16 protein-coding genes are annotated in these 17,593 nt (G+C 67.3%); 13 read left to right on the top strand and 3 right to left on the bottom strand.

Translation table 11 applies throughout. The annotated features are described in order from the left end of the window. Positions 1 to 2 precede the first annotated feature (2 nt). The 10 genes from WKC72_RS37105 (at position 3) to WKC72_RS37060 (ending at position 10,369) form a co-directional block, all read left to right on the top strand. A complete protein-coding gene (locus WKC72_RS37105; RefSeq protein WP_037241586.1) occupies positions 3 to 1,178 on the top strand; it encodes an MCE family protein in 1,176 nt (391 codons plus the stop codon). Next, positions 1,175 to 2,197 (top strand): MCE family protein, encoded by a 1,023-nt coding sequence (locus WKC72_RS37100; RefSeq protein ID WP_016883999.1) that lies wholly within the window; start codon positions 1,175 to 1,177, stop codon positions 2,195 to 2,197. Before WKC72_RS37105 ends, WKC72_RS37100 begins: the two co-directional genes overlap by 4 nt. A 2-nt stretch (positions 2,198 to 2,199) precedes the next feature. Next, positions 2,200 to 3,255: an MCE family protein gene (locus tag WKC72_RS37095; protein ID WP_037241584.1), complete on the top strand. Its 1,056-nt coding sequence runs from the start codon at positions 2,200 to 2,202 to the stop codon at positions 3,253 to 3,255. Further along, entirely contained in the window at positions 3,252 to 4,544 is a 1,293-nt protein-coding gene (locus WKC72_RS37090) for an MCE family protein (protein WP_037241581.1), read from the top strand. The genes WKC72_RS37095 and WKC72_RS37090 overlap by 4 nt, the downstream gene beginning before the upstream one ends. After that, positions 4,541 to 5,770 (top strand): MCE family protein, encoded by a 1,230-nt coding sequence (locus WKC72_RS37085; RefSeq protein ID WP_370181260.1) that lies wholly within the window; start codon positions 4,541 to 4,543, stop codon positions 5,768 to 5,770. Before WKC72_RS37090 ends, WKC72_RS37085 begins: the two co-directional genes overlap by 4 nt. Then, on the top strand, positions 5,767 to 7,182 hold the full coding sequence (locus WKC72_RS37080; protein WP_370181259.1) for an MCE family protein: 1,416 nt from the start codon (positions 5,767 to 5,769) through the stop codon (positions 7,180 to 7,182). Before WKC72_RS37085 ends, WKC72_RS37080 begins: the two co-directional genes overlap by 4 nt. After that, positions 7,179 to 7,928: a hypothetical protein gene (locus WKC72_RS37075; protein WP_370181258.1), complete on the top strand. Its 750-nt coding sequence runs from the start codon at positions 7,179 to 7,181 to the stop codon at positions 7,926 to 7,928. Before WKC72_RS37080 ends, WKC72_RS37075 begins: the two co-directional genes overlap by 4 nt. Next, positions 7,925 to 8,443 carry a h domain protein gene (locus WKC72_RS37070; RefSeq protein ID WP_112301323.1) on the top strand — a complete coding sequence of 173 codons (519 nt, stop codon included), beginning with the start codon at positions 7,925 to 7,927 and terminating at the stop codon, positions 8,441 to 8,443. Before WKC72_RS37075 ends, WKC72_RS37070 begins: the two co-directional genes overlap by 4 nt. Positions 8,444 to 8,445: 2 nt before the next feature. Then, positions 8,446 to 9,270 (top strand): ketosteroid isomerase family protein, encoded by an 825-nt coding sequence (locus WKC72_RS37065; RefSeq protein WP_370181257.1) that lies wholly within the window; start codon positions 8,446 to 8,448, stop codon positions 9,268 to 9,270. An 88-nt stretch (positions 9,271 to 9,358) separates the two neighbouring features. Continuing rightward, positions 9,359 to 10,369 carry an NAD-dependent epimerase/dehydratase family protein gene (locus WKC72_RS37060; protein WP_370181255.1) on the top strand — a complete coding sequence of 337 codons (1,011 nt, stop codon included), beginning with the start codon at positions 9,359 to 9,361 and terminating at the stop codon, positions 10,367 to 10,369. Here the strand turns inward: WKC72_RS37060 and WKC72_RS37055 are convergent. Together WKC72_RS37055 and WKC72_RS37050 are read right to left on the bottom strand one after the other, a co-directional pair. Then, the gene (locus tag WKC72_RS37055) at positions 10,339 to 11,886 is read right to left on the bottom strand and encodes a trehalose-6-phosphate synthase (protein WP_037241561.1); all 1,548 of its coding nucleotides are present in this window, start codon (positions 11,884 to 11,886) and stop codon (positions 10,339 to 10,341) included. The genes WKC72_RS37060 and WKC72_RS37055 overlap by 31 nt on opposite strands. A gap of 33 nt (positions 11,887 to 11,919) precedes the next feature. Then, the gene (locus tag WKC72_RS37050) at positions 11,920 to 12,093 is read right to left on the bottom strand and encodes a hypothetical protein (RefSeq protein ID WP_370181253.1); all 174 of its coding nucleotides are present in this window, start codon (positions 12,091 to 12,093) and stop codon (positions 11,920 to 11,922) included. A 167-nt stretch (positions 12,094 to 12,260) separates the two neighbouring features. Between WKC72_RS37050 and WKC72_RS37045 the strand changes: the two genes are divergently transcribed. Both WKC72_RS37045 and WKC72_RS37040 read left to right on the top strand, forming a co-directional pair. Beyond that, entirely contained in the window at positions 12,261 to 13,964 is a 1,704-nt protein-coding gene (locus WKC72_RS37045) for an ABC transporter ATP-binding protein (RefSeq protein ID WP_370181252.1), read from the top strand. Then, positions 13,961 to 15,709 (top strand): ABC transporter ATP-binding protein, encoded by a 1,749-nt coding sequence (locus WKC72_RS37040; protein WP_370181251.1) that lies wholly within the window; start codon positions 13,961 to 13,963, stop codon positions 15,707 to 15,709. The genes WKC72_RS37045 and WKC72_RS37040 overlap by 4 nt, the downstream gene beginning before the upstream one ends. A gap of 7 nt (positions 15,710 to 15,716) precedes the next feature. On the opposite strand, the gene WKC72_RS37035 is transcribed toward WKC72_RS37040, so the two are convergent. Continuing rightward, positions 15,717 to 16,652, bottom strand: coding sequence for a methionyl-tRNA formyltransferase (locus WKC72_RS37035; protein WP_037241552.1), 936 nt, complete (start codon positions 16,650 to 16,652; stop codon positions 15,717 to 15,719). A gap of 110 nt (positions 16,653 to 16,762) precedes the next feature. Here WKC72_RS37035 and WKC72_RS37030 point away from each other — a divergent pair, with 110 nt between their 5' ends. Next, positions 16,763 to 17,566 carry an alpha/beta fold hydrolase gene (locus WKC72_RS37030; RefSeq protein ID WP_268791655.1) on the top strand — a complete coding sequence of 268 codons (804 nt, stop codon included), beginning with the start codon at positions 16,763 to 16,765 and terminating at the stop codon, positions 17,564 to 17,566. Positions 17,567 to 17,593: the final 27 nt, after the last annotated feature.

Here is a 17,593-nt window from a genome sequence, read left to right as displayed (position 1 = left end):
AGATGTCTGATTCGAGTGGGAAGAAGAAGCTCGCGGCACTCGTTCTCGTCGTGAGTCTTCTCGCGATCATCGGTGTGTCACTGGCCATGTTCAACGGAACCTTCAGCGAGACCACGCCCGTCACTGTCACGTCGGATCGCTCCGGGCTGGTGATGGAACCCGACGCCAAGGTCAAGCTCCTCGGCGTCGAGGTCGGCCGCGTCGGCTCCATCGAACACGTGACGGACGGCGCCGAGCTGAAACTGGCGATGTACCCCGACATGATGTCGCTGATCCCCTCCAACGCCACCGTGGAGATCAAGTCCACCACCGTGTTCGGCGCGAAGTACGTCAACTTCGTGATGCCGGAGAACCCGTCGTCCACCCCTCTTCAGGCAGGTGACGTCATCGCGTCCGACAACGTCACCGTCGAGTTCAACACGGTCTTCCAGCACTTGTCGGACGTGCTGGCGCAGGTGCAGCCGGAGAAGCTCAACGCCACGCTCGGGGCGATCTCGTCGGCGCTGCGCGGGCGCGGCGAGGAACTCGGCGCCCTGCTCGAGCAGAGCGACAGCTACCTGGCGAAGATGAATCCGAGTCTGCCTCAGCTGCAGGAAGATTTCGCGAAAGCCGCGCAGGTCACCGACGTGTACGCCGACACGGCACCGGATCTGCTGCGAGTGCTCGACAACGCGACGGCCACCAGCGGCACCGTCGTCGACGAACAGGACAACCTGGATGCCGTGCTGCTCAACGTCACCGGGCTGGCCGACACGGCGAACACCGTACTCACCGAGAACGAGCAGAACCTGAACTCCTCTCTCGACCTGCTGCTCCCGACGACGGACCTGTTGGCCGAGTACTCGCCCGAGATCTCCTGCTTCATCGTCGGCCTGAACAACGTGATTCCCCTCGCCGAACAGCTCATCGGCGGCAATCAGCCGGGCATCGCGCTGAGCGCCAGCTTCATGTACGGGCAGGAGCCGTACACCTATCCGAAGGACCTGCCGAAAGTGAACGCGACAGGTGGGCCGAACTGCCACGGTCTTCCCAACCCTGATCTCAGCAAGCATGCGAACTTCGTCGTGGCCGACACCGGAACGGTGCCGTTCGTGCCGTCGACGGAAGTCCAGGTGCACCTGCCCAAGGTGTTCCAGCTGCTGTTCGCGGGTGTGTACCCCGGGCAGGGTGGGCAGTGACAGTGCGAGCGACCACGGTCAAACTGCTGATCTTCGCGACGGTGATGTCGGTGATCTTCGCCGGACTCGCCCTGGTGTTCAGCCAGTACCGGTTCAGCAGCTCCGACGGCTACCACGCCACCTTCACGGACGTGTCCGGGCTCAAGCCCGGCGACAAGGTGCGCATCGCCGGCGTTCCCGTCGGCGCCGTCGAGAAGGTGAGCATCGACGACGACAACCTCGCCGACGTCGACTTCACCGTCGACACCAAGTACTCGCTGTTCGACGGGACCAAGGCCACGGTGCGGTACGAAAATCTCGTCGGCGACCGGTACATGGAACTTCTCGAAGGCGCCGGTTCGGTGGAACCGCTGCCGGACGGTGGATCCATTCCCGTCGAGAACACCTCTCCCGCACTCGATCTCGACCTTCTGCTGGGTGGGTTCAAGCCACTCCTGCGGGCGTTGGACCCGCAACAGGTCAACGACCTGTCCCAGGCGCTGGTCCAGGTGTTCCAGGGGCAGGGCGGAACCCTCGTCTCTCTCCTCGGCAGCACGAGTTCGTTCACGAACACCCTGGCCGACCGGGACCAGTTGATCGGTGAGGTGATCACGAACCTCAACCAGGTGCTCGGCACCATCAACGACCGCGGCGACCAGTTCCGGTCGACGCTCGACCAGTTGCAGCAGCTGGTCAGCGGGCTCTCCCAGGACCGCGATCAGATCGGCGACGCCATTCCCCGCATCGCGGGGGCAACGGGGGATCTCGCGAATCTGCTCGAAGGTGCGCGGCCACCGTTGCAGAGCACGATCGCCGAGGCCAACCGCACTGCAACCCAGCTCCAGGCGGGGGAGGACGACCTCGACTGGGTGTTCCAGAATCTGCCCGACGCCTACCGGAGGCTCATCCGCATCGGCACCTACGGCAGCTTCTTCCAGATGTACGTCTGCACGGTCAAGTTCAAGTTCTCCGGCCCGGACGGATCGGATCTGCTCCTCAACATGCCGGGCGGTCAGACGGCAGGGAGGTGTGCACCGTAGCCATGAAGCGCGAACGTAATCCCGTACAGGTGGGAATCATCGGTGTCGCCATCGCGAGCATGATCGTGATCGCGACCCTGCAATACGATCAGCTGCAATTCCTTTCGGGCGGAACGCAGTACTCCGCCTACTTCGAGGACGCGGGTGGGCTGATGACCGGCGACGCGGTGACGCTCGCCGGTGTCGACGTCGGGAAGGTCGCCGAGGTCGAACTGGACGATCAGCACGTGCTCGTCACGTTCACGATCCAGGACGGCATCGTCCTCGGCGACGCCACCGAGGCGAACATCAAGACGAACACGGTTCTCGGACGGAAGTCGCTGGCCGTCACCCCGCTCGGGTACGACACGATGTCGGTGGGGTCGACGATTCCATTGGAGCGCACCAACTCTCCGTACTCCCTCAACGACGCGCTCGGCGATCTGTCGAACACCGTGTCCGAGCTCGACACCGACGAGGTCAACAACGCGTTGAACGCGATGTCCGGCGCTCTCGAGAACACACCGCCCGAGCTGCGCACCGCTCTCGACGGCCTGACCCGGTTGTCGGAGAGCATCAATTCGCGGGACGAGACGCTGAGACAGCTGCTCTCGCGTGCCGAGAACGTGACCGGAATCCTCGCCGAGCGCAGCGGGCAGATCAACTCGCTGATCGTCGACGGGAACCAGCTGTTCGGCGAGCTCGACCGTCGCCGCACGGCGATCAGCCAGCTGATCGTGAACATCTCCGCGGTGTCCCGGCAGCTCACGGGACTGGTCCAGGACAACGAGGAGCAGATGAAACCGACGCTCGACAAGCTGAACTCGGTGGTCGACGTCCTGCAGCGGAACAAGGACAACATCTCGCAGGCACTCGACGGCCTCGCCCCGTACGCGACTCAGCTCGGCGAGTCGGTCGGTAGCGGTCCGTTCTTCATGGCGTACGTCTACAACATCGGCATCGGCAACCTGTTCCAGGGGCTCAGCGACGCGGTGACGTGGCCGGAGCATCTCCCCAACGACCTCCAGGCCTACCTGCAGACAGGTCCGTCCATCGAGCTGAGGGAACCGCCGCGATGACGACGAACCCGGAAATCACCAACACGCGGAAGAAGTGGCTGATCCGCGGCGGCGTCGCCGCGGTCGTGGTGGTGCTGATCGTCGGCGCCGCAGTGATGTTCGTGCCCAAACTCTTCCAGAACACGATCACCGCGTACTTCCCGGCGACCACCGGCCTGTACTCGGGCGACGACGTCCGTGTCCTCGGTGTGAAGGTGGGGACGATCGACTCGATCGAGCCCGGCGCCGACTTCGCACGGGTCACGATGAACGTGCAGAAGAGCGTCGAGATCCCGGCCGACGCGAAGGCCGTCATCGTCGCACCCAGCCTGGTGTCGGGACGGTTCGTCCAGCTGACACCCGTGTACGCGGGTGGGCCGACCATGGGCGACGGCGCGAGCATCCCCGTGGAGCGCACCGCCGTCCCGGTGGAATGGGACGAGATCAAGACGGAGCTGAACAAGCTGTCGGAGGCGCTCGGACCGCAGGGCGCCGACCCGCAGGGCTCGCTCGGCACGTTCATCGACACCGCCGCCGACAATCTCGACGGCAACGGAGAGTCGTTGCGGAACACGCTGCGGGAACTGTCGGAGACCATGCGGACCCTGTCCGACGGCCGCACCGACCTGTTCTCCACCATCCGCAACCTGCAGACGTTCGTGGCGGCTCTGTCGTCGAGCAACGAGCAGATCGTCCAGTTCGAGGGACGGCTCGCGTCGGTGTCGAACATGCTCGCCACCAACTCCGACGAACTCGGCACCGCCCTGAACGATCTCGACCTCGCGCTCGGCGACGTCAACCGGTTCGTCGTGGAGAACCGGGCGAGCCTCAGCGAACAGGTCGGCCGACTGGCCGACGCCACCCAGGTGCTCGCCGACAAGAGGCCGCAGATCGAGCAGGTGCTCCACGTCGCGCCCACGGCGTTGGCCAACTTCAGCAACATCTACAAGCCGGCGCAGGGATCACTGGTCGGTGCGGTCGCGATGGCGAACTTCGGGAACCCCGTGAACTTCATGTGCGGTGCCATCCAGAGCCTGCAGGCCAACGAGGCGAACCGGAGCGCGGACCTGTGCACCCAGTACCTGTCGCCGGTCCTGAACTCGCTGACGGCGAACTACCTGCCCATCCTCACCAACCCGACGACGGGTGTGAACGCATTCCCCGACCAGATCGAGTACACCCCGCCGAGCCTCGAGGCCTCCGTACCTCCGCGGTCCGCGCCGCCGATGACCGGGACCCTCGCCGGGATGCCGACCGTCGCCGTGCCCAAGGACCTGAACGATCTGCTGCAGCCGGGAGGTGGGCGATGACGAAGCACACACGGGTGCGTCGCGGTGCCGTCGCGGCCGTCGCGATCACGTTGTCCCTCACCCTGACCGGGTGCGAGTGGGAAGGGCTGAATTCTCTTCCCCTGCCGGGCACCGAGGGCCAGGGCGACGACGCCTACACGGTCGAGATCCAGATGCCCAATGTCACGACGCTGTCGCAGAATTCGCCGGTCCGCGTGAACGACGTGACGGTGGGTTCGGTGACGGGCATCGACGTGCAGGACTGGCATGCACTGGTCACCGTCTCGATCAACGGCGACGTCCAACTGCCCGCGAACGCGACCGCCAAGATCGGCCAGACCAGCCTCCTCGGCTCGCAGCACCTCGAACTGGCTCCGCCGACCGACACCGAGCCCGAGGGCAGGCTCGAGGACGGCGACGTGATCCCCATCGAGCGGGCGGGCGCCTACCCGACCACCGAGCAGACGTTGTCGTCACTGTCGGTGGTACTCAACGGTGGCGGCATCGCCCAGATCCACGACATCACTCTCGAGCTCAACGCCGCACTGGGTGGCCGGGAGGACTCGATCCGGGATCTTCTCCCGCAACTCGACCAGCTCGTCACGAGCCTGGATCAGCAGCGCGGAGACATCATCGGGGCGATGGAGGGACTCGACCGGTTGGCGGGCACCGTCAACGCGCAGAAGGCCACCCTGGACGCGGCGCTGGACGGCATCCCGCCCGCGCTGGAAGTGCTCGTCACCCAACGGCAGAACCTCACCACCGCGCTGGTCGAGGTGGGCAAGCTCAGCGACACCGCTTCCCGTCTCGTGGAGAGCAGCGGCGAGGAACTGAAAGCGAACCTGGCGAACCTGACACCGGTGCTGCGTGAACTCGCCAACTCGGGGAGCGCGCTGACCGAGGTGCTGACCCTGATGCTCACGTACCCCTTCCCGATGAAGACGATGGACAAGGCGATTCAGGGTGACTACGCGAACCTCATGATGACGATCGACATGACCAACGAACGCGTGGACAGCAACTTCCTGACCGGAACCGGTCTCGGCGGATCGCTCGGCGGCGTCGAGGGCGCCGTGGGATCGCTCGCCGGGGTGGCCGGGCAGTCGGGCGATCCGCTGCAGGCACCCCTGCAGCCGGCTCCGAAGCCGGCACCCGCACCGCCGGTGATTCCCGGGCTTCCGCAGATACCCGGACTGCCTCAGATTCCGGGCCTTCCGCCGCAACTGGGAGGGGCACCGACACCATGAGAATGACGAGATTCGTTCGCATTCAGCTGATCATCTTCTCGATTCTCACCGTCATCGGGCTCGTGGTGATGTCGATCCAGTACGTGAAGGTGCCGGTGCTGTTCGGCGTGGGGCGCTACGAGGTGAGTGTCCGACTGCCGTCCACCGGTGGGCTCTACTCGCACGCCAATGTCGCCTATCGCGGCACCAACATCGGTGTCGTCGAGTACGTGACGCTCACCGGTGACGGTGTGGAAGCGAAGATGTCGCTCGACAGCGACTACAAGATTCCGGCGGACGTCGACGCGGCGGTCAAGAGCGTGTCGGCGGTCGGCGAGCAGTACGTCGACCTGATTCCCCGGGACGGCGCCGCCGAGGCCGACGGCCCGTACCTCGCGAACGGCGACGTGATCCCGTTGGATCGGGCCACCATTCCGCAGGATGTCGGCGAGATGCTCGACCAGGCCGAGGAACTGCTCGCGAGCATCTCGGACACCAGGCTGCAGACGGTGATCGACGAGGCGTTCACGGCGTTCAACGGATCCGGTCCCGACCTGCAGCGGCTCATCGACTCGGCCCGGTTGTTCGTCGAGGAGGCCGACGCGAACAGCGACGCGACGAAGGCCCTGATCGACCAGGTCGGCCCCCTGCTCGACACGCAGACGGTCAGCAGCGACGCCATCCGGTCGTGGACCCGGGACCTGGTGACGTTCACCGACCAGTTGCGGGCGAGCGACCCGAGCCTGCGGTCGGTGCTGGAGAAGGGCCCGGGAACGGCGCAGGAGGCCACCCAGCTGTTCCAGGACCTGCAGCCGACCCTGCCGATTCTGCTGCGGAATCTGGTGAGCGTCGGCCAGGTCGGGGTGATCTACAACAAGAGCATCGAGCAGGTTCTGGTCATCTACCCGCCCCTGACCGCGGCACTCGTGACGGCGGCGACGGGCGGGCCGGTGGAGGACGGCGCGATCGTCGACTTCGCCCTGCAACTGCACGACCCGCCGGCCTGCACGACGGGCTTCCTGCCCCCGGAGCAACGCCGGTCGGGAGATCAGACCGACCCGATCGCGACACCGAACGACCTGTACTGCAAGGCCGCTCCGGACGACCCGTCCGTGGTGCGCGGCGCGCGGAACCTGCCGTGCATGGAATTCCCGGGACGCCGCGCACCGACGGTCGAGGCGTGCCGCGAGGGCTGGGAGGCGTCGGGCAACAACCCGCCGTACGGGCCGATCATGCCGCCGGATGTACCCTCGTACACAGCCGTTCCGAGTTCCTACGAAGGCGCCGCGGGTGCACCGGTCGCGGCCGTGCCCTACGACCCGGCCACCGGTAGCTTCATTGGTTCGGATGGAAAGACGTACACCCAACCGGATCTGGCGGTGCAGGGAAAGGACTCGACGTGGCAGACGATGATGACAGGTCAGCAGATTTGAGTTCCAGCACAGGCGAACGCGCCACCGACTCCACGGAGCAGGCGACCGACTCCACGGAGCAGGCCACCGAGCAGACGTCCGCGGCGAAGGACCGGAGCAGGCGCAGGGCCGTCCGGCACGCCGGCCCGCCGGTGGGGGAGACCGAGGCACCGAAGCCGGTGGTCCTCGCCAAGCCGGTGGGCGCGCACGCCGCGCCCGAGGCGGCGAAGGTCGCGTCCCCGGAACCTCCGGCGCCCGACGCACCGAAGCAGGGTCGACCGCTGAAGTCGTTGCTCGCGTGGGGCGTTACCGCGGTGGTCGTCGTCGCACTGGTCGTCGCGGCGGTGGTGCTTCTGCTCGACCTACGGTCCGCGCGCGAACGGGACGATCGCCGTCAGGCGTTCGTCGACACCGCCCGGCAGACGGTGCTCAACCTGACGACCATCCATCCCGCGACGGCGAAGGAAGACGTCGACCGGATCATCGCCGGCGCCTCGGGTCAGTTCCTCGAAGAGTTCCAGGGCCGGGAGGATCCGTTCGTCGGTGTCGTGCAGGACGCGAATGTGACCACCGAGGGCCAGGTCGTCGAGGCAGGAGTCGAGAACGGGAGCGAGACCTCGATCTCGGCGAATGTTCTGGTGGCCGCCCGGACGATGGTGAGCAGTAAGGAGCAACCGGAACCCTCACCGCGCGATTTCCGGATGCGAGTGACGGTCAGCGACGTCGACGGCAAGTTGACCGCATCGAAGGTGGAGTTCGTCCCATGAGCGACAACAACGAAGACAAGCGAAAGTTCGCCGTCACCAAGCAGACAGCGCTGAAGATCGCGGCCGCGGTCGTGGTGGTCGCGCTCGCCGTCGGGGTGGGTTTCCTCTGGTACGACCACCGGCAGGATCAACTCTCGGAGCAGGCGCGCACCGAGGCCGTCGACGCCGCGGGCAAGCAGGCGGTGGCGATGCTGGCGTACGATTTCGCCGACGTCGACAACCAGTTGGCGGCTGCCGCAGACGGACTCACCGGCTCGTTCCGCGACGACTACACCACGCTCGTGCAGGAAACCATCGCGCCGGGCGCCAAGGAGAAGCAACTCACCGTGCAGGTGTCGGTGCAGGCCGCCGCGCCCGTGTCGACCACACCCGACGAGGCGGTGGTCCTGCTGTACCTCAACCAGACGACGACGAGCGCCGACGCTCCCGACGCCCGAACGTCGGGCAGCCGTGTGCGGGTGTCGCTGCAGAAGGTCGACGACCGCTGGCTCGTCGATCAGTTGACCCCGGTGTAACGGTGCCGGACCCGACGCCGACCGTGGCGGAACTCCTTGCTGTCGTTGGGCGTTCACCGTCCGCGGTCGCGGTGCACGACCGCGCCGCGTGGGTCGGGCTGTTCTCGGACGGCGCTCGGGTCAGCGACCCGGTGGGCTCGCGGCCGCACGTCGGCACGACGGCGATCGAACGGTTCTACGACACGTTCATCGCCCCCAACTCGATCACGTTCCACGCGAAGCGGGATGTGGTGTGCGGGATGACGGTGGTCCGCGACCTCGACCTCAAGACCCGGATGTCGACGGGAGTGGTGCTGACGGTGCCGATGCACCTGCGCTACGACCTCGTGGTGGAGTCGGGTGTCGTGACCGTCGACGGGTTGTACGCGCACTGGGAACTGCCCGTGATGATCGCCCAGCTGGCCGGGGCGGGGTGGCGGGGCGCGGCGGCGTCGGTGAAGCTGGCGCCGCAACTGCTGTCGAATCAGGGCGTGCTCGGTGTAACAGGTTTCATGCGAGGACTGCGGACCGTCGGACGTCCGGGCAGGAACGCCGCCACCGGATTTCTGGTCGCCGTCCGCCGTCAGGACACGGCCGCAATGTCGGAGCGGCTTGCTCCCGGTGCGGTTCTCGAACTGTCGTCGGGTTCCCCGATCTCGCTCGCTCACTTCGCGGAAAGCCTCCGTGAACTGCAGTGGAGCAAGATGATCGTGGCGGGGTGTGCGGTCACCGCATCCGTGCGTTCGGCCGCGTGGGAGGGGGTCGCCCTGCTGGAGTTCGCGAAGCGATCTCACGAGATCTCGCGGGTGCGAATGTTCGTCGAGGCGGTCACCCCCTTCACAAAGTGAAACAAGTTCTAGTACTGTCGGGATCTCCTGGCCGATTGCCGACGCACGACGCTGCGTCGCGGGGCCACAACCGAACGGGGAGTCGTCGATGAAGGTTGCAGTAACCGGCGCCGCGGGATTCGTGGGCAACAATCTGCTGAATCTACTGGTCGAGGCAGGCCACGAGGTGACCGCAATCGACCGCGTGCGTTCCCGGTACGCACCCGAGTACGGGGTCACGTGGGTGAACGCCGACGTGCTCGACGTCGAATCCATGAAGCGGGCGCTGGAGGGCGCCGAGGTGGTCTACCACCTGGTCGCGATGATCACCCTCGCGCAGAAGGACGACCTGGCCTGGACCGTCAACACCAAGGGCGTCCGTACCGTCGCCGAAGCCGCACTCGCAGTGGGTGTTCGGCGGATGGTGCATTGCAGTTCCGTGCACTCCTTCGATCAGGCCAGTTGCGGTGGAACGCTCGACGAGAACTCGCCCCGGTCCGTCGACGCGTCGATCCCGGTGTACGACAGGTCCAAATGGGCGGGCGAGATCGAACTCCGCGAAGTGGTCGAGGCCGGGCTCGATGCGGTGATCTGCAATCCGACCGGGGTGTACGGGCCCGTCGACTACGGACTGTCGCGGGTGAACGCGTTGCTGCGCAACGCCGCTCGCGGCCGCGTTCCCGCTGCCGTGCAGGGCGGGTTCGACTTCGTCGACGTCCGCGACGTCGCCGCCGGACTGATCGCCGCCGGGGAGAAGGGCCGGACCGGTGAGAACTACCTGATCTCGGGGCACATGCTCGGCATGCACGATGCCGTGAGGAGGGCTGCGCGTGCGGCGGGTCGTCGGGGGCCGCTGTACTCGTTCCCACTCAGCGTCATCGAACGCGTGCTGCCGATCGCCGAACCGATCGGGACCCGGTTCGGCTCCGACGTGCTGTCGCGGTCGGCGATGGCGGCGCTGCTCGCGGCGCCCGTCATCGACGGCAGCAAGGCGCGGTCCGAACTCGGCTACGTTCCGCGTCCCGCCGACGAGACGATCCGCGACTTCGTCGGCTTCCTGGTGACGTCCGGTCAGCTGAGCCGGGGAGGTCAGTTCTCCCCGGTCGCGTCCTCGTTGTAGTCGGATTCGGAAGCCTCGGCGGGAGCGATCAGCGCGGGGCCGGCGGCGCCGCCGTGAGCGAGGGCGTCGAGGAAGGACCTGGCCCACCGGTCGACGTCGTGTGCGAGGACCTGCCTGCGCAGGGCCCGCATGTGGCGTCGGCCGTCCTCCTTCGGCTGACCCAGGGCCTGCTCCATCGCGTCCTTGACGCTGTCGAGATCGTGCGGATTGCACAGGAACGCCTGACGCAGTTCGGCGGCCGCGCCGGTGAACTCGCTGAGCAGCAGCGCGCCGCCGAGATCACTACGGCAGGCCACGTATTCCTTGGCGACGAGGTTCATGCCGTCGCGCAGCGGAGTCACCAGCATCACGTCGGCGGCGACGAAGAAGGCGATCAGCTCCTCGCGAGGGATCGGCCGGTGCAGGTAGTGCACGACCGGCCGGCCGACCTCGCTGTACTCGCCGTTGATCCGCGACACCTTGCGTTCGATGTCGTCGCGCATCTGCACGTAGCTGTCGACCCGCTCGCGGCTCGGCGTGGCCAGCTGCACCATCACGGTGTCGGCGGGGTCGATGCGGTGCTCGTCGAGCAGTTCGTGCAGCGCGGCGAGGCGGACGTCGATGCCCTTCGTGTAATCGAGGCGGTCGACGCCGAGCATGATGTGTTTGGGATTGCCCAGTTCCTTGCGGATCTTCTTGGCGCGGTCCCGGATCGACTTGGACCGGGACTGTTCGTCCAGCTGCCCCGAATCGATGGAGATCGGAAATGCGCCGACGCGCACCGTGCGGAACCCCACCTGCACGACGCCCAGCTTGGAGCGGACACCCACGTTGCCGCGGGACGTCTGCTGACCGGCGAGTTTGCGGGCCAGGTACAGGAAGTTCTGGGCACCGCCCGGGAGGTGGAACCCGATCAGGTCGGCGCCCAGCAGGCCCTCGATGATCTCGGTGCGCCACGGCATCTGCATGAACAGTTCCACCGGCGGGAACGGAATGTGCAGGAAGAACCCGATCGTGAGGTCGGGGCGGAGCATGCGCAGCATCTTCGGAACGAGCTGCAGCTGATAGTCCTGGATCCACACCGTGGCGCCGTGCGCGGCCGCCTTCGACGTGGCCTCCGCGAAGCGCCGGTTGACCTCGACGTAGGCGTTCCACCAGTCGCGGTTGTACTCGGGCTTGACGATGACGTCGTGGTAGAGCGGCCAGAGGGTGGCGTTGGAGAAGCCCTCGTAGTAGTCGGCGATCTCCGCGGCGCTCAGCGGAACGGGGTAGAGCTCGAGGTCGTCCTCGACGACGGGATCGAGCTCGGCGTCCGCGACCCCCGCCCAGCCGACCCATGCACCCTTGTTGCGGCGCAGGATCGGCTCGAGCGCGGTGACGAGGCCACCGGGGCTGCGCTTCCAGCGCGTGGTGCCGTCCGGAAGGCGTTCGAGGTCGACGGGGAGTCGGTTCGCTACGACGACGAAGTCGGCTTGCCCGGAAACAGGATCAGAAGTCGAGCGTGATGACGATGCTGACGATTCCGAACTGGCAGCCACGGGCTTCCTTCGCAGTCGAAGTGGATGAAATTCTCAGTCGAGCTTGCCGGTGGGTCCGATTCCGAGCATGGAGAGCAGCATCCTGCACTCGTCGGCATCTTCGGCGTAAGCAGCGACAACGCGCTGCGCCTGGCGGGCGGTCTCGTCGGCTAGGGGTTCGAGATCCTCGTCCGCGATGTCGTTTTCGGCGGTCGTCTTCGCGGCCATCTTTGTCCTCTCGGGCTTGCTGCTGCGTCACGCGCAGTAGTTCGTATCGGCGACTCTATGAGAACCGGGCATGTCAACGCTAGTTGCCCATCGATTAGGGTTCACCTAGTTAGGGTCTGCTTACTTGGTTGGTGGGTGGGGAAGCGTCGGCGTTGGGAGTTACGCGCGTGAAGACTGGTGGCACCGCAATTCTGCGTCGCACGCTGGTGCGGAATCGTGTTCGGCTGGGGATCGGAACCGTGCTCGTCTGCCTGCATCAGGTGGCGGAGACGCTGGTCCCGATCTCGATCGGCGTGATCGTCGACCGGGCCGTCGCCACCGGGGACGTGTTCGCACTCGCGGTGTGGCTGTGCGCCCTGGCACTGCTGTTCCTGGTGCTCACCGCGGCGTGGCGTTTCGGCGCGCGGTTCATCGTCGTGGCGATGCAGAACGAGGCGCACCAGCTGCGGATGGAGGTGGCGCACCGCATCCTCGACCCGCGGGGAGTGCGCACCGACCTGCGTGCCGGTGAGCTGCTGTCCGTGTCGACGTCGGACGCCGACCGCGCGGCGTGGATCGCGGACATCACACCGCGGGCCGCGGCGGCCCTCACCGCCGCGATCGGATCCGCCGTCGCCCTGCTGCTGATCGACGTGCCCCTCGGGCTCGCCGTTCTGATCGGCACCCCCGTCATCCTCGGTCTCCTCCAGCTCGCGGCGCCGCTGATCACCCGCCGCGCCACCGATCAGCAGGCCGCCGTCGCGCGGGCGTCCGCCATGGCCACCGACCTCGTGAGCGGGCTCCGGCCCCTGCGCGGGATCGGCGCCGAGGTGTCGGCGTCGCGGCGATACCGAACAGCCAGCCGCGACGCGCTCGGTGCCACCCTGCACACGGCGAAGAGTTCCGCCGTGTTCGCCGGGGTGTCGATGACCGTCAGCGCCCTCCTCGCCGTCGGTGTCGCGGGTTTCGCCGGCTGGTTCGCCCTCGAGGGACGCATCACCATCGGCGAGCTGATCACCGTCGTCGGACTGTCCCAGTTCTTCATCGAACCGCTCGGCGTCCTGGCCGGGCTGCCCGGTTTCCTCGCCCTCGCCCGCGCGTCGGCGGACCGCCTCGCCCTGGTCCTGGACGCCGAACCGCTGCTGCCCGAGGGGTCCGGAAGGACACTCGACGGCAGCGAGCTCAGCCTGAGCGGCGTCTCGTACCGGTCCCTGAGCGCAGTGGATCTCCGGGTCACCCCCGGCGAACTGCTCGGCGTCGTCGCGTACCGCCCGCAGGACGCGGAGGCGCTGGCCGCGCTGCTGTCCGGGCAGGTTCCGCCCGACCGGTACGACGGCGAACTGACGGTGGGCGGAGTCCGGCTGTCGGACGCGGATCTCGCGCAGGCCCGCCGGGCGCTGCTCGTCGAACCGCACAACGGGGACCTGTTCTCCGGAACCGTCGCGTCGAACGTGACCGCGGGCCGACCCGGCGCGACGGCGTCCGAGGTGCAGGCGGCGCTGTCCGCGTCCGCGGCGGTGGACGTCGTCGACGCACACCCCGAGGGCCTCGACCACGAGGTCGCCGACCGGGGGTCCTCGCTGTCCGGCGGTCAGCGGCAGCGAGTCGCCCTCGCCCGCGCACTGGTGGCGCAGTCGCCGGTGATGGTGCTGCACGATCCGACGACCGCGGTGGACGCCGTCACCGAACACACGATCGCGGGCGGCATCGCCGACCTGCGACATCGCGGCTCCGCGGGCAGCCAGACGACGATCCTCATCACGAGCAGCCCCGCGCTGCTGTCCGTGACCGACCGCGTCGTCGTGCTCGACGACGGAACGGTGGTCGGCGAGGGCACACACTCGCAACTGGCGACCGAGAACGCGAACTACCGTCAGGCGGTCCTGCGATGAGTGAACTACTGCCCATCGCCAACGCGCGCGACACGTGGGCGTGGCTGAAGTCCGAACTCGGACGCCGCCGCGGCCGGAGCGTTTTCACCCTGCTGGTGGCCGCTGTCGCGGCCGGTATGGCGCTGGTCCCGGTCTACGTGTTCGGTGTCCTCGTCGACCGTGTGCAGGACGGTGCGCCGCCGTCCACCATCGGGTGGGTGGTCGCGGTCATTGCGTCCGCCGCGGTGATCGGCGGCGTGTGTGCCGGGTTCGCGTCGTTCCTGATCCGCAGCCTCGGCGAGGGAATCCTGGCGGACCTGCGCGAACGCACCGTCGACCGGGCGCTCCGACTGCCGATCCAGACGGTCGAACGCGTCGGCAAGGGCGACCTGCTGTCGAGGGTCGGCGACGACGTCGCGGTGATCGGCAAGGCCGTCACCGACGTCGTCCCCAACCTCGTCACGGCTGTCCTGCTGGTGGTGCTGAGCATGGTCACGATGCTCGGCATCGACTGGCGGCTCGGGCTCGCCGGCATGGTGGCGCTGCCGATGTATGCCCTGGCGATGCGCTGGTACCTGCCGCGGTCCGCACCGGTGTACGCCGCCGAACGCGTCGCGATGGGGGAGCGTTCGCAGGCGCTGATCAGCAGCATGCAGGGCGCCCGGACGGTGCGCGCCTACGGTCTCGAGGACAGCCATCTGGGGCAGATCAACGGTGCGTCGGAGAAGGCCCGCGACCTGTCCGTCGGCGTCTTCGCACTGTTCACCCGGTTTGCGGGACGCGGCAACCGGGCCGAGTTCGTGGGACTCGCCACCATTCTCGCCGCCGGATTCGCACTGGTGAACGCCGACATCGTCACCGTCGGGCAGACCACAACCGCGGCACTGCTCTTCCACCGGCTGTTCAATCCGATCGGCATGCTGATGTACACGTTCGACGAGGTGCAGTCGGCGGGTGCGAGCCTGGCACGGCTCGTCGGCGTCGTCGACCTCGACGACGAGTCGGGCACCGGAAACGCCACCATCCGGGAGTTCGCGGATTCGACGCTCGAACTCGCCGACGTCCGGCACACCTATGACGGCAGCCACGAAGTGGTGCACGGCATCAGCCTGCACGTGAAGTCCGGCGAACGCGTCGCCCTCGTCGGTTCGACGGGAGCGGGCAAGACGACGGTCGCGGCGATCGCGGCCGGATCGATCGTCCCGACGTCCGGTTCGGTGCGCATCGGCGGCACCGCGCTGCCGGACCTGGAGCCGGGCGGTCTCCGCCGCCGGGTCGCCATCGTCAGCCAGGAAGTCCACGTGTTCGCCGGACCGCTGATCGACGACCTTCGGCTCGCCGCACCCGACGCCTCCGAGGAGGACGCGGCGATGGCATTGAAGGCCGTCGGCGCCGACGGCTGGGTCACCGCGCTGGACGACGGCGTCCAGACCGTGGTCGGGGAGGGCGGCCACGAGCTGACCGCCGCCCAGGCGCAGCAACTGGCTCTGGCGCGACTGGTCCTGGCGAACCCCGCGGTCGCGATCCTGGACGAGGCGACAGCCGAAGCAGGCAGCGCGGGTGCGCGGGAACTCGAGGCGTCGGCCGAGGCCGCGACCCGCGGTCGCACGACGCTGGTGGTGGCCCACCGGTTGACACAGGCGGCCGCCGCGGACCGGGTCGTCGTCCTCGAACACGGCCGGATCGTCGAGCAGGGTCCACATGCCGACCTCGTCGCCGCCGGCGGACGCTACGCCGAACTCTGGTCGGCGTGGGAGGGGCGGTAGCAGGGCGTCAGCTGAGGTAGCCGCCGCCGTGGGGGAAGAAGTCCGTTCCGGCGAGTTCGGTGCCGTCGTCGAGCCGGACGCGCTGGATCTTCAGGCCCTTGTTCCGGCCTGTGCGGGCGTCGGGTCCGGCGACGATGACCATTCCGTCGCCTTCGTGGATGAAGACACGCCCGGGCGTGCCACCGTAATTTCCCTCGGATACGGCGGCCTGCAGAACCCGGACACGCTGTCCCTTGTAATGGGTGAAGGCGTTCGGGTACGGGTCGGACTGCGCGCGGACGAGCCGTTCGATGGCGTCGGCGGGCCACGTCCAGTCGATGAGGCTGTCCTCGGGGGCACGCTTGTGGAAGAACGTGGCCTGCGAGCGGTCCTGCGGCGTCCAGTCCGTGCGACCGGACGCGATCAGCTCGAGTGCGTCGAGGGTGATCGGGCCGATCATGTCGACGGTGCGGTGGAACAGATCGGTGACGGTGTCCGTCGGTCCGACGGGCGTCGACCTCTGCAAAACGATGTCGCCGGCATCGAGTTCCTCGTCCATGAGGTGCGCGGTGAGGCCTACTTCTTCTTCACCGTTGATGAGCGCCCAGATGAGCGGGGAGAATCCTGTGTACTTGGGCAGGAGCGAGTCGTGAATATTGAGGGTGCCGTAGCGGGGAGAGTCGAAGACGTCCCGTGGCAGCCAGGTGCGCCAGTTGTTGGCGACGACGATGTCGGGGTCGGCCTGCTTCAGCGCGGCCTTGAAGTTTTCGTCGGGCTTGGTGGCGATGTGCACGGGGACCCCGTGCTCGGTGGCCAGGTCGGCGACGGAGTCCGCCCACATCTGTTCGTAGACGTGGTCACTCTTGGGGTGGGTGATCGCGAGGACGACCTCATGGTCGGACTGGAGCAGGGCCTGCAGGGTACGGTGACCCCAGGTTTGATATCCGAGTGTGGCGACTCTCAACGCGGTCCTCCTGGACGAGCTTGTCGGTCAGCGCCGCATGCGAGCGGCAGCGAAGCCAGCTTAGGCTATCCAATCTATTTCGGTGAGACCGGCCATGGAAGGAAGGCAAGATGACGATCGCCACGATCAATGGGATCCCCCTGAATTACCAGGTCAAGGGATCCGGCGATTTAGTGGTGCTCATCATGGGAACCGGAAGTCCGGGACGGGTGTGGGATCTGCATCAGACCCCTGCGCTCATCGACGCCGGTTACCGCGTCTGCACGTTCGACAACCGTGGCATCGCACCGTCCGGTGAGAGCGTCGACGGGATCACCATGGACGACCTCGTCGCCGACACCGCGGGCCTGATCGAGCATCTCGGCGGTGGCCCGGCCCGTGTCGTCGGCACCTCGATGGGTGCCCGCGTCGCGCAGGAACTGGCCCTGACCCGCCCCGATCTCGTGCACAAGGCGGCCTTCCTCGCCGGTCACGCCCGCATGGACTACTTCCAGCAGACCCTCACCGAGGGTGAGCGCGCCCTGCACGACAGCGGTGTCGAACTCCCGGCCAAGTACCGGGCCGCGGTGACTGCCGTGATGAATCTGTCGCCCGCATCGCTCGTCGACCCGCACACGGCCCGCGACTGGCTCGACCTGTTCGAGTTCAGCGGCGGCCGGACGTCGAACGGCGTGCGCGCGCAGATGGAGATGGACCGCAGCTTCGATCGCAGGCAGGCCTACCGGGCGATCACGACACCGTGCCTGTCCATCGGTTTCGCCGACGACCGGATGATCCCGCCGTATCTCTCGCGCGAGGTGGCCGAGGCGATCCCGTCGGCTCGGTACTACGAGATCCCCGACGTCGGGCACTACGGCTACCTCGAACAGCCCGAAGTGGTGAACAAGGTGCTGCTCGAGTTCCTCGCCAACTAACAGTTCCGAGCGGCTGGGGGCGATCAC

The sequence above is a fragment of the Rhodococcus wratislaviensis genome, assembly GCF_041228765.1.
Classification (GTDB): Bacteria; Actinomycetota; Actinomycetes; order Mycobacteriales; family Mycobacteriaceae; genus Rhodococcus_F; species Rhodococcus_F wratislaviensis.
Note: the sequence above shows the minus strand (reverse complement) of the source record. Positions and strands in the feature narration are given on the sequence as shown.

Bases quoted from the DNA above. Each gene is read 5' to 3' on its own strand.
- WKC72_RS37105 (WP_037241586.1), top strand. From the start codon at position 3: ATGTCTGATTCGAGTGGGAAGAAGAAGCTCGCGGCACTCGTTCTCGTC.
- WKC72_RS37095 (WP_037241584.1), top strand. From the start codon at position 2,200: ATGAAGCGCGAACGTAATCCCGTACAGGTGGGAATCATCGGTGTCGCC.
- WKC72_RS37090 (WP_037241581.1), top strand. From the start codon at position 3,252: ATGACGACGAACCCGGAAATCACCAACACGCGGAAGAAGTGGCTGATC.
- WKC72_RS37085 (WP_370181260.1), top strand. From the start codon at position 4,541: ATGACGAAGCACACACGGGTGCGTCGCGGTGCCGTCGCGGCCGTCGCG.
- WKC72_RS37080 (WP_370181259.1), top strand. From the start codon at position 5,767: ATGAGAATGACGAGATTCGTTCGCATTCAGCTGATCATCTTCTCGATT.
- WKC72_RS37070 (WP_112301323.1), top strand. From the start codon at position 7,925: ATGAGCGACAACAACGAAGACAAGCGAAAGTTCGCCGTCACCAAGCAG.
- WKC72_RS37060 (WP_370181255.1), top strand. From the start codon at position 9,359: ATGAAGGTTGCAGTAACCGGCGCCGCGGGATTCGTGGGCAACAATCTG.
- WKC72_RS37050 (WP_370181253.1), bottom strand. From the start codon at position 12,093: ATGGCCGCGAAGACGACCGCCGAAAACGACATCGCGGACGAGGATCTC.
- WKC72_RS37040 (WP_370181251.1), top strand. From the start codon at position 13,961: ATGAGTGAACTACTGCCCATCGCCAACGCGCGCGACACGTGGGCGTGG.
- WKC72_RS37030 (WP_268791655.1), top strand. From the start codon at position 16,763: ATGACGATCGCCACGATCAATGGGATCCCCCTGAATTACCAGGTCAAG.